At 63.9% G+C, this 13,902-nt stretch carries 8 protein-coding genes and 2 rRNA genes (1 of these 10 cut by a window edge); 4 read left to right on the forward strand and 6 right to left on the reverse strand.

The genetic code is table 11. The annotated features are described in order from the left end of the window. Window positions 1-315 precede the first annotated feature (315 nt). Window positions 316-1,653 carry an outer membrane protein transport protein gene (locus ISN38_RS08185; protein WP_003471866.1) on the reverse strand — a complete coding sequence of 446 codons (1,338 nt, stop codon included), beginning with the start codon at window positions 1,651-1,653 and terminating at the stop codon, window positions 316-318. Window positions 1,654-1,885: 232 nt separating this feature from the next. Between ISN38_RS08185 and ISN38_RS08190 the strand changes: the two genes are divergently transcribed. Both ISN38_RS08190 and ISN38_RS08195 read left to right on the forward strand, forming a co-directional pair. Then, window positions 1,886-2,578 (forward strand): rhomboid family intramembrane serine protease, encoded by a 693-nt coding sequence (locus ISN38_RS08190; RefSeq protein ID WP_003471867.1) that lies wholly within the window; start codon window positions 1,886-1,888, stop codon window positions 2,576-2,578. 32 nt (window positions 2,579-2,610) lie between these two features. Beyond that, complete coding sequence (locus ISN38_RS08195; protein WP_003471869.1) at window positions 2,611-2,931, forward strand: DUF1820 family protein; 321 nt, start codon at window positions 2,611-2,613, stop codon at window positions 2,929-2,931. 173 nt (window positions 2,932-3,104) lie between these two features. Here the strand turns inward: ISN38_RS08195 and ISN38_RS08200 are convergent, their stop codons facing one another. Both ISN38_RS08200 and ISN38_RS08205 read right to left on the reverse strand, forming a co-directional pair. After that, the gene (locus ISN38_RS08200) at window positions 3,105-4,547 is read right to left on the reverse strand and encodes a S41 family peptidase (protein WP_047324472.1); all 1,443 of its coding nucleotides are present in this window, start codon (window positions 4,545-4,547) and stop codon (window positions 3,105-3,107) included. A gap of 105 nt (window positions 4,548-4,652) precedes the next feature. Next, a complete protein-coding gene (locus tag ISN38_RS08205) occupies window positions 4,653-5,858 on the reverse strand; it encodes a murein hydrolase activator EnvC family protein (protein ID WP_338402664.1) in 1,206 nt (401 codons plus the stop codon). 209 nt (window positions 5,859-6,067) lie between these two features. On the opposite strand from ISN38_RS08205, the gene ISN38_RS08210 reads away from it, so the two are divergent. After that, a complete protein-coding gene (locus ISN38_RS08210) occupies window positions 6,068-6,730 on the forward strand; it encodes a DUF4097 family beta strand repeat-containing protein (protein WP_003471876.1) in 663 nt (220 codons plus the stop codon). An 84-nt stretch (window positions 6,731-6,814) separates the two neighbouring features. Then, on the forward strand, window positions 6,815-8,545 hold the full coding sequence (locus ISN38_RS08215) for a M28 family metallopeptidase (protein WP_003471878.1): 1,731 nt from the start codon (window positions 6,815-6,817) through the stop codon (window positions 8,543-8,545). Window positions 8,546-8,916: 371 nt separating this feature from the next. Here ISN38_RS08215 and ISN38_RS08220 read toward each other — a convergent pair whose 3' ends face one another. The 3 genes from ISN38_RS08220 to ISN38_RS08230 all read right to left on the reverse strand — a co-directional run. Beyond that, window positions 8,917-9,984, reverse strand: coding sequence for an NAD(P)-dependent alcohol dehydrogenase (locus ISN38_RS08220; RefSeq protein ID WP_003471887.1), 1,068 nt, complete (start codon window positions 9,982-9,984; stop codon window positions 8,917-8,919). 756 nt (window positions 9,985-10,740) lie between these two features. Next, a 5S ribosomal RNA gene (gene rrf / locus ISN38_RS08225) occupies window positions 10,741-10,855 on the reverse strand. 170 nt (window positions 10,856-11,025) lie between these two features. Continuing rightward, a 23S ribosomal RNA gene (locus ISN38_RS08230) occupies window positions 11,026-13,902 on the reverse strand (it continues 1 nt past the right edge of the window).

The following is a 13,902-nucleotide window of genomic DNA, read 5'->3' on the forward strand; positions in this document are numbered from 1 at the left end:
ACGCTGGCAGGCCTTGGCGAACACCCACGGCAGCGCAGGACGACGGCTTCGATTCGCGGTGGTGCATTGCCAACCTCTCCCAGTCCACGGCCGCAGGGCGAATGGGGACGGCATCACTGCCGTGGCTGCATGCCGATGTCATCTGCGCATCGGCGTCACAAGCCTTCTACGCGCGGGTCCAAGGCCTGTCAAGCATTCGCCAGGATATGCGCAGAGCCGCACCGGCCACAGGGAAACGCGCACAAAAAAGCCCCGCCAAAGCGGGGCTTTGGTGGCGCGCGGCCTGCGCCGCGCGACTGTCGCGCACGCGCTCGATCAGAACTTGTAGTTGACCGACGCCGCCAGCACGTTGCCGCTGACGTCGTAGCTGCCGACGAGGGTGTTGCCGGTCGCGGTGGTCGAGTTGATGCTCGGATCGCTGGTGAACAGGTGGGTATAGCCGAAGCTGTATTCGGCCTGCTCGGACGGACGCCAGCTCAGACCCAGCGAGACCCACTTGCGGCTTGCGTCGGGCACGCGCACGTCGCGGTGCTCGTTGCTGGTCGGGGTTTCGTCGTAGGCCAGGCCGCCGCGCAGGGTCAGCGTGTCGCTCATGCGGTAGTCGGCACCGACCGAGACGAAGGTGGTGTCGTTGTAGGCGAAGTTCAGCACGCTGTTCGGCTGGTTGTTCGCGAAGTCCACCGTCACCTGGTCGAACTTGCTCCAGGCGGTGCGGCTGACGTCGGCCATGACCGTCCACTGCTCGTTGATGGTGTGGGTGAAGCTGGCGGTCGCGGTGGCCGGCAGCGTGACCGTGGCGCGGCCCTTGGTGTCGACGAAGGTGCCCGGCGCGGCGACGGCCAGCACGGTGGCGGCGTTGGCCGGCGTGGTGAAGTCGGCGGTGCCGTCGGTGATCTTGTGCTCGACCTTCGACCGGTAGCTGAAGCCGATATGGGTGTTCTCGTCGATGCTGAACAGGCCGCCCAGGGTGTAGCCGACATCGGTGCTGTTGCCCTTGATGCGCGAATAGCCATCGGCGCTGCCCGGCGCAAAGCCCGGCACGCGGCGCGCAGCCAGGACGCTGCCCAGGTCGATCGCGTTGGACAGGTCGATGTCCAGGCGCTCGGCGAACACCGACGCGCCGAACGACACGTACGGATTCACGTCGTAGGAAAACGCCACGTTGAAGTCGATCGCCTGCAGCTCGGTCTTGACGCCGTTGTAGCGGCCGACCCAGTCGCGGTCGTATTCGGTCTTGAAGCCGTACGGCACGGTCAGCGAGGTGCCGAGGTGCATGTTGTTGTTCTCGCCGAACGGCAGGTGGAAGTACACCGCCGGGACCGGCGCGATCGTGCCCGCGTCGCCGCCCTTGCCGCCGGAGATCGGCGCGCCGGTGGCGTAGGTGCCGGTGCCCTGGTACTTGGCGGCGAACTGGATCGCGCTGACGTCGGCCTGGAACACCTTGCCGTCGAGCTGGCGCATGCCGGCCGGGTTGTTGGCGATGATCGAGGCGTCGCCGGGCGCGCTGCCGGAACCGGCGAAGGCACGGCCCAGGCCCTTGGCGCTGTTTTCCTTCAGCTGGAACGCGGCGCCATGCGCCTGACCGATGGTCAGGGCGCCGACGATGCCGACGGCCAGGGCGGTGAAACGGATGAACTGGGTTGCGTTTTGCATGGTTTGTTACTCTCCGGAAGACGAAAATGTCTGTGTTCGCGTCTGCGCATCCCAGCTGAGCAAGCCGGAAATGCGCGCCGGAGTCCCCTCCCGACATACGACGCCGTATGCAGTATACCCCGCTGCGTTAACCGAACAATAACAATAACGGCCGTTCAGTTTCGCACGGAGTAGGCGTGCGTTCAGCCGGATGAAGCCGGTATCGTTACAGGCCGCGTTCCCCGGTACAGGCATGTTCGTCTCCATCCCCTCCCGCGACCGAACCACGCTGCGCTGGGCTACACCGTTGCTGTTCGTGGCGATGTGGCTGGCGTTCCTGTGGTCGATCAGCCGTCCCAACCAGGCCCGCGCCACGCTGTGGCTGGACTGGGGCGCGCTCTCGGCCGGCGTCGCCAGCCCACGCGACTGGCTGGCCACCGTGCAGGACGGCAGCGTGCTGCGCCTGTTCACCGCGCTATTCCTGCATGCGGACTGGTCGCACCTGCTAGGCAACCTGGTGTTCCTGCTGATCTTCGGCCTGCCTGCCGAGCGCGTGCTCGGGCCGTGGCGCTTCCTGCTGCTGTTCCTCGGCGGCGGCGCCCTCTCCAACCTGGCCGCCGTGTTCGCGATCGGCACCCCGGACCGGGTCATCATCGGCGCCAGCGGCGCGGTCTCGGCGCTGATCGGCACGTACCTGGCGCTGTTCCCGCGCGCCAAGCTCGGCGTGGTGCTGCCGCTGGGGCTGTTCCTGGAATTCGTGCGCGCGCCGGCCTCGCTGCTGATCGGCACCTGGGCGGCGCTGCAGGTGGTGTTCGCCTACATCGGCCCGGCGTTCGGCATGGTCGCCTGGTCCGCGCACCTGACCGGCTTCACCCTGGGCATGGGGTACGGGCTGTACGTGCGCGCGGCGATCGCGCGGCGCCTGCGCAAGCGCAAGGGCTTCTGAGCCGGCGCGCCGCCGCGCCCTATACTCCGCGCATGGCCAAGTCCCTGTACAAAGTGACGTTCCTCAACCACGGCAAGGTCTACGCGCTGTACGCGCAGCATGTGGGCAGCAGTCACCTGTGGGGCTTCAGCGAGATCGGCGGGCTGGTGTTCGACCTGCACGACGGCCTGGTGGTCGATCCGACCGAAGAGCGCCTGCGCGAGGAATTCGGCGATACCAAGATGCTACACCTGCCGATGCAGAGCATCGTACGCATCGAAGAAGTGGAGAAGAAGGGCCAGTCCGCGATTCGCGACGCGGCCACCGGCGAAAAGGTGATCACCCCGTTCCCGATGCCGGGCAAGCCGCGCTGAGCAGATACAGCTCGCGATCGCGGGCCGATAAGATGTTCCGCCATCGGCGCTTCACGCTTTTTTTGTAGGAGCGGCTTCAGCCGCGACCGGGCATTCCCGGGAATGCCCGGTCGCGGCTGAAGCCGCTCCTACAGGGGCAGCATCCGGGTCGAAACACGCGCCGCGGCGCGGCCTCAGTCGCCTGACGCCGGCGCCGGCGTGTCGGTCTTGGGGACGTCGCTCTTGGGCGCGAGCGGCGCCGGCTTCGCTGCGGTCGGCAAGGCCGCCTTTGGCTTCGCCTTGGCCTGCTTGGCCGCCGCGGCCCTGGCCACCGCGCCGGGCTGCTTCAGTTCGGCCAGGGCCTGCGCGATCGGCGCGTCGCCGGGCAGCACATCGCCGGCGCTATAGCCCTCGGCGCCTTCGTCGTCGCCGTGCAGGTGGCCGGGCAGGGTCGCTTCGCTGTAGTCGGCCAGCACCGCCGGCTTGTCCGCGTCCTGCTTGCTCTCTTCCGGACGCAGCACCACCTCCGGCACGATGCCGCTGGCCTGGATCGACTTGCCGCTGGGCGTGTAGTAGCGCGCCGTGGTCAGCTTGACCGAGTCGCCGTTGTCCAGCGGCAGCACGGTCTGCACCGAGCCCTTGCCGAAGGTGCGGCTGCCGACGATGCGCGCGCGCTTGTTGTCGCGCAGCGCGCCGGCCAGCACCTCCGAGGCGCTGGCCGAGCCTGCATCGACCAGCACCACCATCGGCGCACCGTTGAGCAGGTCGCCAGGCGTGGCATCGAACTTGGAATCGCTGACCGAGATGCGCCCGCGCGTGGTCACGATGGTGCCCTTGTCGAGCAGGTCGTCGGCCACCTGCACCGCCGCGGTCAACAGGCCGCCGGGGTTGCTGCGCAGGTCCAGCACCAGCCCGCGCAGCTTGCCGCCGGACTGCGCCTGCAACTGCTGCAGCTGCTTGTGGAAGTCCGCGCCGGTATCGGCCTGGAAGGTGCTGATGCGGATATAGCCGTAGCCCGGCTCGAGCGTGCGGCTGCGCACGCTGGCCACGCGGATGGTTTGCCGGGTCAGGGTCACGTCGAATGGCTTGTCCACTTTCTCGCGCACGATGGTCAGCACCACCTTGCTGCCCGACTCGCCGCGCAACGGCTCCATCGCCTTGACCGCGCTGATCGGCTTGCCGTCGATGGCGACGATGATGTCGCCCGAGCGCACGCCGGCGCGCGCAGCCGGGGTGTCGTCGATCGGCGAGACCACCTTGAGCGTGTTGTCAGGCAGCTGCAGCAACTCCACGCCGATGCCGTCGTAGGCGCCGGTGGCCTGTTCGTCGAAGGCCTCGGCGTCTTCCTTGCTGAAATAGGTGCTGTGCGGATCCAGGTTCAGCAACAGGCCGCGGATCGCCGACTGCATGAGTTTCTTGTCGTCGACCGGATCGACGTAGGCTTCCTTCACCGCGTTGTACACCGCCACGTAGCGGCGGATCTCGTCCAGCGGCACGCGCGAGGTGGCCGATTCGGTGGCGTCCGGATCGTCGGCGCTGGCCGCCGGGGCCGGGGGCGTCTGTTCGCCGACGCTCTGCGCCATCGACGGCAGCGGCGCCAGAGCAAGCAACAGGGCAGCGGACAGGACTACGCGCATGAAGCACTCCGATTGGGGGATGACCTGCGCCGTGCACGGCGCAGTTGTCCGGATTATGCGCGAAAGCGGGCTAAATCCGCGTTGAATGCATGGCCGCGGCGGCGCTCAGCGGCGCTGCAGCCACGATGACGGATCCACCGGCTGGCCGTTGCGGCGCAACTCGAAATACAGCGCCGGGCGCCCTTGCCCGCCGGAATTGCCGACCTTGGCCACCGCATCGCCGCGCTTGACCCGGTCGCCGGGATCGCGGAGTAACGCATCGTTGTGGGCATACAGGCTCATGTAGCCGTTGCCGTGGTCCACGATCAGGATCATGCCGTAACCGGTCATCCAGTCGGAGAACACCACCGTGCCGTCGGCCACGGCGGTGATCGTGCTGCCGGCCGGCGCGGCGATCAGCACGCCGTTGCTGGTGCGCCCGTCCGGCAGCTTGCCGCCATAGCGCGCGATCAAATCGCCGGACAGCGGCCAGCCCAGGCCGCTGACCTTCAGCGCCGGCGCCGACGCCACCACCTTCGGCGGCACCTTGCTGCCGCCGCGCGATGGATGCTTCGCCGCGGCCTTGGCCTGCGCGGCCTGCTCGGCCGCCGCGCGCTTGGCTGCCGCACGCCGCTCGGCCTCGGCCCGTGCCGCCGCCGCACGCAAATTGGCCAGCAACGTTTCCAGCGCCTTGGCGTCCTGGCCCAGCGCCTTCTCGCGCTCGCTGCGGTCCTGGTAACGCTCGTCCAGTTCGGACACCAGGCTGGCGCGCTGAGTGCGGTCGCGCTGCAGCGACGCCGCCTGATCCTGCTGCTGGCGCTGCGCTGCGCTGAGCTGTTGCCGCTTGGCCGCCACCTCGCGCTGCACCTGTTCCAGCGCCTGCAGCTCATGGGTCAGCGTGGCGATGCGCTGCGCGCGCTCGCGCTGCAGGTAGCGGTGATAGGCCAGCAGGCGATTGGCATCGGCCACCCGATCCTGCGCCAGCAGCAGCTTCAATGGCGCATTGCTGCCGATCGCATAGGCGGCACGCAGCAGTTGCGCCAGTTCGGCACGCTGCCGTACCAGGCCGCTGCGCAGCGTGTCGCGCTTGCGCTCCAGTTCGGCCAGGGTCTGCTGGTGCTGGCGCAGCGCCTGCTGGGTCTGCGCCAGGCTGCGCCCGGTCGTGGCCACCTTCTCGTCGGCATCGCGCAGTTGCCGCGCCGCGTCGCCGCGCTTGCCTTCCAGCTGGCGCCGCTCCTCGGCCACGGTCTTCAGCTCGCCGCGCACCTTCTCCAGGCGCCGCTCCGCCTCGCGCGGGTTCTGCGCCAGCGCCAGCGTCGCGATCAGCAGCAATGCCGTCGCCGTCAGCAATCGCGTCGCCGCGCGCCGACAGGCGGGCAGGCACCGCCGCACCGCGATGGGCGACGCGGGACGCAACGGAGCGGAGACGGTTGCGGGCAAGGGCTGGTCCAATGACTTCAGGCAGGTGCGGATTGTAGCGAAGCGTGTTGTGATCGCCGCACACGTGGTGCCGCGACTGGACTGCATTCTGGAGGTGGGTGATGAAGCGTACGCATTTCTCGGTCCTGTTGGCGCTGGGCCTGCTCGCTGGCCCCGCCCTGGCGGCGGAAGGCATCAGCAAGGTCAATGGCAGCATCACCGCCGAAGCCGGCAAGCAGTACGGCGACCTGGAAACGGTGAACGGCGGCATCAACGTCGAATCCGGTGCCCGTGTCGGCAATGTGGAAACCGTCAACGGTGGCCTCAAGATCGCCGACAACGCGCAGTCCGGAGGGCTGTCCACGGTCAACGGCGGCATCCGCGTTGGCCAGCAGGTGCAGATCGCCGATTCCATCGAGACGGTCAAAGGCGGCATCTTCGTCGACCGCGGCAGCCGCATCGGCGGCAGCGTGGAAAGCGTCAACGGCAGCATCGGCCTAGTCGCCACGCAGCTGCAGGGCGGCATCGAGACGGTCAATGGCGACATCACCGTCGGCCACGACTCGCACCTCGGCGGCGGCATCGAGATGAAGAAGCCGAGCTTCAGCATGTCGTTCAAGCCGGCGCGCAAGCCGCGCGTCATCATCGGCCCGCGCGCGGTGATCGATGGCCCGCTGCATTTCGAGCGCGAGGTGACCCTGTACGTGCACCGCAGCGCCAAGACCGGTCCGATCAGCGGCGCCACCGCGCAGCCGTTCGACGGCGACACCGCGCCGGAGAATTGATCCGCCCGCGTCGTGCGCAATGCCGGCGGCGCGCGCGTGGGACTTGCCTATAGAATCGGGATTCCTCATACCCCAGGAGCCCCCATGTCCCGCAAGCTCGTGCTGTGCCTGGCTGCTGCCGCCGCGCTGGCCGCATGCAAGCGCGAAGCGCCGCCCCCAGCCGCCGATGCCGCGCCGTCCGTGCCAACTCCTGAGGCCGCCGCGGCCCACAGCTTTTCTCCCGAAATCACCCCGGCCGACTTCGGCGAGCTGGTCAAGACCCTGTCCTCGGACACGTTCGAAGGCCGCGGCCCCGGCACTGCGGGCGAAGAGAAGACGGTTTCCTATATCCGCGACCAGATGCAGCGCATCGGCCTGCAGCCGGGCAACGGCGACAGCTGGTTCCAGGACGTGGCGATAACCGAGACCACGGCCGATCCGAACACCACGCTGAAGCTGGAGCAGAACGGCAAGCCGCGCGAACTGAAATTCGGTACCGACATGGTGATCGGCAGCCGCACCGGTCAGACCGAGGTCAGGATCGACGCCAGCGACATGGTGTTCGTCGGCTACGGCGTAGACGCGCCGGAGCAGAAGTGGAACGACTACGCCGACCAGGACTGGAAGGGAAAGACGGTGGTGATGTTCGTCAACGACCCGGGCTTCCATACCGAGGACGGCACGTTGTTCGAAGGCAAGCGCATGACCTACTACGGGCGCTGGACCTACAAGTTCGAGGAAGCCGCGCGCAAGGGCGCGGTCGCCGCATTGATCGTGCACGACACTCCCGGCGCCAGCTACGGATGGGACGTGGTCAGGAACTCCTGGTCCGGCGCGCAATACGACCTGCCGGCCAAGGACGATCCGGAACCGCGCATCGCCGCGCAGGGCTGGATCACCGCGCAGGCCGCCAAGCAGTTGTTCGCCGATGCCGGGCTGGACCTGGACCAGGCCTACAAGGACGCCAACAAGCGCGGCTTCAAGCCGGTGCCGCTGAAGGCCAAGCTGTCGGTGCACCTGAAGAGCACGATTTCCGAGAAGAAATCGCGCAACGTGGTCGGCGTGCTGCCCGGCGGCAGCCGTGCCGACGAGGCCGTGCTGTACATGGCGCACTGGGATCACCTCGGCAAGCACGAGGGCGAATCCGGCGACAACATCTACAATGGTGCAGTGGACAATGCGACCGGCGTCGCCGGCATCCTTGAGGTCGCCGATGCGTTCGTGCACCAGCAGCCCAAGCCGGAACGGTCGGTGGTGTTTCTGGCGGTGACGCTGGAAGAGTCGGGCCTGCTTGGCTCCAAGTACTACGTTGCCCATCCGACGTTTCCGTTGAACAAGATCGCCGGCGTCATCAACCTCGATGCGATGCCGGTCGCCGGCCGCGCCAAGGACCTGGTGGTCAACGGCTTCGGCAGTTCCGAACTGGAGGACATGCTCAAGCCGATTGCCGCCGCACAGGGCCGCGTACTGCATGCCGAATCGTCGCCGCAGAGCGGCTTCTACTTCCGCTCCGATCACTTCAACTTCGCCAAGGTCGGCGTGCCGGCGCTGTATATCAATGGCGGCGAAGACCTGATCGATGGCAGCCTCGATGCCGGCAAGCGCGCCTCAGAGGACTACGGCAAACACCGCTATCACACGCCCGCCGACCAATACGATCCGGCCACCTGGAAGCTCGATGGGGTGATGGACGACTTGCAGGCCGTCTACGGCGTCGGCAAGCAACTGGCGGCAGGCGACACCTGGCCGAACTGGTATCAGGACAACCCGTTCAAGGCGGCGCGCGACAGCATGATGGGCGGTGCCAAACCGGCGCCGGTCGCGCCGGGCAAATGATCGGCTGATGCCTCGCTGCGCGACAGTCGCGACAACGGCGCTGCGGCGCCGTTGTCGTTTCAACCGGTTGCGCATGGCTTCGGCCATTGCTGCTGATGCCCAAGGCCGCTTCCCTGTAGGAGCGGCTTCAGCCGCGACGGGCATTACCGATGTGGCCTGCTGCAACGGATGGCCCTGGGCTCTCCCAGAGTTACCCCTGCACGTTTTCGTTGCCTGTAATCACGGGAACGCAAAGCGCTGCAACGCAAGGTCATGACGCATGACACCCATAGAAACGCCTGGGCACTCGCGTGTCCAGGCGTCTCGTGGAACATTGTGCATCGCGAGCGCATGGCCAGCCGCGTCGTTGCGCGGCCGGCCATGCCACTGCATCAAGCGGCCTGCTTGGCGTTCTCCAGGCTGGCCATGTCGATGACGAAGCGATATTTCACGTCGCCCTTGAGCATGCGCTCGTAGGCCTCGTTGATCTGCGCCATCTCGATCGTCTCGATGTCCGACACGATGCCGTGCTTCGCGCAGAAATTGAGCATCTCCTGGGTCTCGCGGATGCCGCCGATCAGCGAGCCGGCCAGCTGGCGGCGCTTCATGATCAGGTTGAACACCGTCGGCGACGGATGCGGTTCGGCCGGTGCGCCGACCAGCGTCATCGTGCCATCGCGCTTGAGCAGGGCCAGGAACGCGTCCAGGTCGTGCGAGGCGGCGACCGTATTGAGGATGAAGTCGAAGCTGTTGGCATGCGCCGCCATCTCCTGCGGCAGCTTGGACACCACCACTTCGTCGGCGCCCAGACGCAAGGCATCGGCTTTCTTGCCCGCCGAGGTGGTGAACAGCACCACATGCGCCCCCATCGCGTGCGCGATCTTCACCCCCATGTGGCCCAGGCCGCCGAGTCCGACGATGCCGACTTTCTTGCCCGGCCCGACCTTCCAATGGTTCAGCGGCGAATAGGTGGTGATGCCGGCGCACAGCAAGGGCGCTACCGCCGCGAGGTCCTTTTCGGCGTGGCTGATGCGCAGCACGTACTTCTGGTCGACCACGATATGGTCGGAGTAACCGCCATAGGTGTTCTCGCCACCGAACATGGGACCGTTGTAGGTACCGACAAAGCCGTTTTCGCAGTACTGCTCTTCGCCGTCGGCGCAGGAAGCGCAATGCCGGCAGCTATCGACCATGCAACCGACACCGGCCAGATCGCCGACCTTGAAGGCATCGACCTGGTCGCCGACCGCAGTGACGCGTCCGACGATTTCATGCCCGGGTACGGACGGATACTGGGTGTTGTACCACTCGTTGCGCGCCGTATGCAGGTCGGAATGGCAGACGCCGCAATAGAGGATCTCGATGCTCACGTCGTGCGGCCCCGTCGTGCGGCGCTCGAACGCATAGGGGGTCAGCGGCTGATCGGACGCCAGTGCGGCGTATCCATTGGCTTGGCTCATGGGAAAGTTCTCTGGTGACGGGAGAAGGGCTGCGGCGTGGGCGACGCCGAGGTCGTCGGCGCCGGCAACGCACGTCAAAGCTGGCATGGCATAGGAAAAGTCTAAGCCGACCTGCATTAAAAGCACGCATCGTCGGTGGAACGGAGCGAGCCATGCAGGGCGCGTGCGACGACCGCGTTGGGAAGCGCGGTTGCAAGTTCAGCTGGACTGGCGTTGGCAGTAGATGCCGAGTAAGTGCCCCTAGCTGCACCAGCCGCAACGTTGAAAGATCGGTGGGAACAGACGTGCAGAAACGGTCCGCACAGTGCCATCGATAGAATGTAAAACAGGTGGGATGTATGCCGTGAACGGTTAGGCAGGTGAACCGCCCTGATTCCGAAGAGGCTCCGACCGGCCGCTGCTATCGGTATAGCTCGCGCTGGGTCAGGCAGTCGTCAGCGCTTACGCGCGATTGGGGGCGGCGCCAGTGAGCCGGGCGCATGTGAAGGCCCTGGTGGGCGAGCAAGGCTGCAGCAAGCTGAACAAGCTGAAGTTCGAAGACGGCGATGGAAGACCGGAAGCAGCATCGGGGCCGGCAAGCGGGGGGATGTGGGGGTCGGGCCGGGTGGCGGTGGCATTTATGCGGAGGGTGTGCCGTCGAAGTGGAGCGAGGCGCAGGTGCGCGCGTGGGTGACGGCGGCAAGGCGTGTGGTGTTTGGGATTATCGCGCGCAAAAAAAAATCCCCGTCCTTGTGGGACGGGGATTTGGGGTAAAGCCCCTGGCGATGACCTACTCTCGCATGGCTTGAGCCACACTACCATCGGCGCAGCTGCGTTTCACTTCCGAGTTCGGGATGGGATCGGGTGGTTCCACAGCGCTAATTTCACCAGGGAGACGGTTGGAGTGTCGCCGGGTTGTGTCTTCGGACAAGGCACGGATGTGCGGCTTGTGTGGAAGACGGCAACTGGCGCCAGCCTCTCATAGGGTGTGACGTAGCGAGCGTTTGGATAGCTATCGACGTGTGTCGTGCTAAGGGATGCTTAGAAGCACCTTGAGGTTATATGGTCAAGCCGCACGGATCATTAGTATCAGTTAGCTCAATGCATTGCTGCACTTACACACCTGACCTATCAACCACGTAGTCTACATGGTTCCTTAAGGGGCTTGTGCCCCGGGAAGTCTCATCTTGAGGCGCGCTTCCCGCTTAGATGCTTTCAGCGGTTATCGCTTCCGAACATAGCTACCCGGCAATGCCACTGGCGTGACAACCGGAACACCAGAGGTTCGTCCCACCCGGTCCTCTCGTACCAGGAGCAGCCCCTCTCAAACTTCCAACGCCCATGGCAGATAGGGACCGAACTGTCTCACGACGTTCTGAACCCAGCTCGCGTACCACTTTAAATGGCGAACAGCCATACCCTTGGGACCGACTACAGCCCCAGGATGTGATGAGCCGACATCGAGGTGCCAAACACCGCCGTCGATATGAACTCTTGGGCGGTATCAGCCTGTTATCCCCGGAGTACCTTTTATCCGTTGAGCGATGGCCCTTCCATACAGAACCACCGGATCACTAAGACCTACTTTCGTACCTGCTTGATCCGTCGATCTTGCAGTCAAGCACGCTTATGCCTTTGCACACAGTGCGCGATGTCCGACCGCGCTGAGCGTACCTTCGTGCTCCTCCGTTACTCTTTAGGAGGAGACCGCCCCAGTCAAACTACCCACCATACACGGTCCCCGATCCGGATAACGGACCTAGGTTAGAACGTCAAGCACGACAGGGTGGTATTTCAAGGTTGGCTCCACCACAGCTAGCGCCATGGTTTCATAGCCTCCCACCTATCCTACACAGACGAACTCAACGTTCAGTGTAAAGCTATAGTAAAGGTTCACGGGGTCTTTCCGTCTTGCCACGGGAACGCTGCATCTTCACAGCGATTTCAATTTCACTGAGTCTCGGGTGGAGACAGCGCCGCTGTCGTTACGCCATTCGTGCAGGTCGGAACTTACCCGACAAGGAATTTCGCTACCTTAGGACCGTTATAGTTACGGCCGCCGTTTACTGGGGCTTCGATCAAGAGCTTCGCCTTGCGGCTGACCCCATCAATTAACCTTCCAGCACCGGGCAGGCGTCACACCCTATACGTCCACTTTCGTGTTTGCAGAGTGCTGTGTTTTTGATAAACAGTCGCAGCGGCCTGGTTTCTGCGACCCTCTTCAGCTATAGCTCGCATGAGCCACCAAAAAGGGTGCACCTTCTCCCGAAGTTACGGTGCCATGTTGCCTAGTTCCTTCACCCGAGTTCTCTCAAGCGCCTGAGAATTCTCATCCTACCCACCTGTGTCGGTTTACGGTACGGTCTGCGTAAGCTGAAGCTTAGGAGCTTTTCCTGGAAGCATGGTATCAGTGACTTCGTCTAAAAGACTCGTCTCGGTGCTCGGTCTTAAAGGATCCCGGATTTGCCAAAGATCCAAACCTACCGCCTTTCCCCGGGACAACCAACGCCCGGTACACCTAACCTTCTCCGTCCCTCCATCGCACTTACGCGAGGTGCAGGAATATTAACCTGCTTCCCATCGACTACGGCTTTCGCCCTCGCCTTAGGGGCCGACTCACCCTGCGCCGATTAACGTTGCGCAAGGAAACCTTGGGCTTTCGGCGTGCGGGTTTTTCACCCGCATTATCGTTACTCATGTCAGCATTCGCACTTCCGATACCTCCAGCGGACTTCTCAATCCACCTTCAACGGCTTACGGAACGCTCCTCTACCGCGCATCGCTTATCGCGATGCACCCCAAGCTTCGGTTCACTGCTTAGCCCCGTTAAATCTTCCGCGCAGACCGACTCGACCAGTGAGCTATTACGCTTTCTTTAAAGGGTGGCTGCTTCTAAGCCAACCTCCTGGCTGTCTGTGCCTTTCCACATCGTTTTCCACTTAGCAGTGAATTTGGGACCTTAGCTGTGGGTCTGGGTTGTTTCCCTTTTCACGACGGACGTTAGCACCCGCCGTGTGTCTCCCGGATAGTACGTACTGGTATTCGGAGTTTGCAATGGTTTGGTAAGTCGCGATGACCCCCTAGCCATAACAGTGCTCTACCCCCAGCAGTATTCGTCCGAGGCGCTACCTAAATAGCTTTCGAGGAGAACCAGCTATCTCCGGGTTCGATTAGCTTTTCACTCCTAATCACAGCTCATCCCCGTCTTTTGCAACAGACGTGGGTTCGGGCCTCCAGTACCTGTTACGGCACCTTCACCCTGGCCATGACTAGATCACCCGGTTTCGGGTCTACTGCCCGCGACTATGCGCCCTTATCAGACTCGGTTTCCCTTCGCCTCCCCTATACGGTTAAGCTTGCCACGAACAGTAAGTCGCTGACCCATTATACAAAGGTACGCAGTCACTCTTGCGAGCTCCTACTGCTTGTACGCACACGGTTTCAGGATCTATTTCACTCCCCTCTCCGGGGTTCTTTTCGCCTTTCCCTCACGGTACTGGTTCACTATCGGTCGGTCAGGAGTATTTAGCCTTGGAGGATGGTCCCCCCATATTCAGACAGGGTTTCACGTGCCCCGCCCTACTCGTCTTCACTGGAATGGCCCTTTTAAATACAGGGCTATCACCTTCTATGGCCAACCTTTCCAGGTTGTTTTTCTAGAACCATACCAGCTTAAGGGCTAGTCCCCGTTCGCTCGTCACTACTTAGGGAATCTCGGTTGATTTCTTTTCCTCCGGTTACTTAGATATTTCAGTTCACCGGGTTCGCTTCCAGCAGCTATGTATTCACTGCAGGATACTGCCGAAGCAGTGGGTTTCCCCATTCGGACATTGCCGGATCAAAGCTTGTTGCCAGCTCCCCGACACTTTTCGCAGGCTGCCACGTCCTTCATCGCCTCTGACCGCCAAGGCATCCACCGTGTGCGCTTATTCGCTTGAC

The organism is Xanthomonas translucens pv. undulosa (assembly GCF_017301775.1).
Classification (GTDB): Bacteria; Pseudomonadota; Gammaproteobacteria; order Xanthomonadales; family Xanthomonadaceae; genus Xanthomonas_A; species Xanthomonas_A translucens.